The 2355-nt window shown below is 64.9% G+C and carries 1 pseudogene; it reads right to left on the reverse strand.

What is annotated here, in order from left to right:
- A pseudogene (locus AB0M54_RS47835) lies at window positions 1–2284 on the reverse strand (hypothetical protein); the annotation flags it as partial.
- Window positions 2285–2355: the final 71 nt, after the last annotated feature.

Below are 2355 nucleotides of genomic sequence, written 5' to 3' on the forward strand. Positions count from 1 at the left end.
TGCCGTCCTTGCCCTTGCCTTTCGCCTTGGCCTTGAGTTTGGCCCAGATCTTCTTGCCCAGGGCGACGATCTTGTTGACGATCCAGTCGACCGCTTTCATCACCGGCTTCGACAACGCCTGGAAGAAGGATTTGACCTTGGTGGCGATGCCGCCGATACCCAGAATCGCGGCCAGCGCCCCGATCAACACCGGAATCGACTTGGCCAACGCCCCTTCAATCAATGCGGGTACGCCGCCCGCGCCGCCACCGGCGATGGCGATCACGGCGTCGAGGACGGCGTTGACGAATTCGATGATCTGGGCGCCGCGGTCGATGATGAACGTGACGATGTCGATGATCATCTTGCAGGCCTTGATGAACGCACTGGCCGGGTTCAACAGCGAGACGATCCAGGTGATCCCGGCGATCAGCACGGTCGGGATCAGATACTGGCTGATCTTGCCGAGCAGGTTTTCTTTCAGGTCGCCGACCTGGTCCTTGATCTCCTCGGTGACCCCGGCGATACCCCCGGACTGCAGTTTCCCGATCAGCGGCACCCCGGCCTCAACCGCGGTCATCGCCTGTTCGGGGATGCCCTTCTGGACGATCCGGCCGCGGATGGCGCCCCAGGTCAAACCGAGCAGGGAGGCGATCATGGACAGGATGCCGCGCAGGTCGAACTTGTCGGGGAGCTGGATGCCGGCGTTGGCCATGCTCCCGAGCAGCCAGCCGATCAGGCCTTTCTTGAGGTGCGACCCGATGTTGTTCATGAAGGCTTTGAGGCCGGCGCCGACGGCGGAGACCAGGTTGCCGAGGAACCCGATCGGGTCCTTCAGGATGGCCATGACGGCTTGGGCGGCCTTGGCCAGGACGCCGAGGAGGAGGTCCTTGAGTTTCAGGATGGTGTCGATGACACCCTTGACCGCGTCGACGGCCTTGGCGATCAGGCCTTTGTTCTTCTCCTTCTCCGCGTCGATCTCCGCATCAACCGACTTCAACGCTTCGTTGTACTTGGTGGCCAGGGTCTGAACGAGTTCCTTGCCCTTGGCATCCACACTCTCGGTCAGCTCGTCGAACTTCCCGGCGAACTCCCCCGCCGCCTCCTTACCCACCGCCTGCAGATCGGCGGGCAGCTTCTGCACCTCGGCCTGCAACTGCTGCCGCCCGGTCGCGATGCGCTGTTTGGCCCGGTTGAGTTCGGCACCGATGACGTCGGCAACAGTCGAGATGACGCCCTGCATCTTCGTGACATAACCCTGCCGGGCGGTCACGAAGATCTGGTTGGCCTCGTCGGGCAGCCCGGCGAACTTGTCCTTGACCCACTTCAGCTTCCCGGTGAACCCGGAATACCGCTTGTCCTTGTACTCGTCCATCCGCCGTTTGTGCTCCGCGGTGAACGCATCCCGAGCCTGCTTCTCCCCCGTGGAGAACGCGTCGTCGACCTTCTTGTCCAGCCCGGTCAGGATCCCCTCAACATCCTTCTGAGTGGCATCGAACACCGTCTGCAGCTTCGCGGTGACCTGCGCCCGCTTCGACTCGTCCTTACCCTGGGCACCCTGCTGACCCTGCCCCACCGCGTTGTTCGCGGCAGCCTTCTGCCCGCGCATGGCTTCGACCGAGGTGGCGGCGCTGGCCTGGGCGCCTGCTTTAGCGTCGGCCAACGTCTGATTCTCGGCCGCCCTCACCTGGCCGGGGGCGGTCGCGGCGTGCTGTTCGCCGGCTTTCTTCTCCTTGAGCGCCCCGGTGAACTCCGGCTCGTTGGATTTGGCGAGTTGTTCCTCGGTGACCTGGGCACCGGCCATCTCCTGATCAACCTGCGCCGGCCCGGCCGAGAAGTCCGTCGCGCTTGCGGGGGCCTTGTCCGGGACCGCGTTGGCCGGGTTCGGTGTCCCCGGGTTCGCCGGGGCCGGTTCCTTGGTCAACGGGGTGACCGGTTTCTCCTTAGCCTGGCTGGTGTCGGGGGCGGCCTTGGTGGTGGTCTCGATCTGCTTGGCCGACTGCTCCTTACCCTGACCAACCCGACCCTGGACCTGACCCTTGACCGCGTCGGCCTTACCGGAGTCACCGAAGCTGTCGGCCTCATCCAAATTCTTCGGCGCCTGGTCAGCGATGGCCTTGTTGACCGCGGCGATGAACGCCGCCTTATCGAACGCCCCCGGCTGGGCCGCGTTCATCTTCTCCGCGTTCGCCGCCTTACCCTGCGCCTGCTTATCATCCGCCGGCGCCTTCGCCGCAGCCTGCGCAGCGTTCGCCTTCGACGCGGGCGGCGGATGCGCGGCCAGGGTGTTCTGCTTACCTTTCACCTCCGACTTCAACGCCCCGAACTTCGGCGACGCCGCCGCCGGCGGCCGCGACAACCGCTGCACCGGCACCG

Source organism: Actinoplanes sp. NPDC051470, from assembly GCF_040682035.1.
GTDB lineage: Bacteria > Actinomycetota > Actinomycetes > Mycobacteriales > Micromonosporaceae > Actinoplanes.